Origin of the sequence: Burkholderia sp. ZZQ-2, assembly GCF_050768715.1 — a bacterium.
GTDB lineage: Bacteria > Pseudomonadota > Gammaproteobacteria > Burkholderiales > Burkholderiaceae > Burkholderia > Burkholderia cepacia.
The window spans coordinates 1-294 of sequence record NZ_LDVA01000140.1; the positions used below are offsets into that span (position 1 = coordinate 1).

At 66.3% G+C, this 294-nt stretch carries 1 protein-coding gene; it reads right to left on the reverse strand.

The window, feature by feature from the left end:
* Nucleotides 1–294: 50S ribosomal protein L25 (locus ABY44_RS08445; protein ID WP_431641104.1), on the reverse strand; the 294-nt coding region annotated here is incomplete at both ends.

A 294-nucleotide genomic window follows, 5' to 3' on the forward strand; every position in this document is an offset into this window, starting at 1 on the left:
CTCGATCGACAGCGTGGTCGCGTCGAGGTTGACGATGGTGCCCGCAGCGGACTCGCCCGTCACGACGATCGGGACGTCGATGGCGACCTTCTCGCCCTTCTTCACGACGAGCAGGTCGATGTGCTCGATGATCTGGTGCACCGGGTCGCGCTGGACGTCCTTGACGAGGGCGAGCTGGCTCTTGCCCTCGATGTCGAGCTCGAGAAGAGCGTTGGCGCGACGGATGATGAGCGAGACCTGGTGGCCCGGCAGCGCGACGTGCACCGGCTCAGTGCCGTGGCCGTAGATGACGGC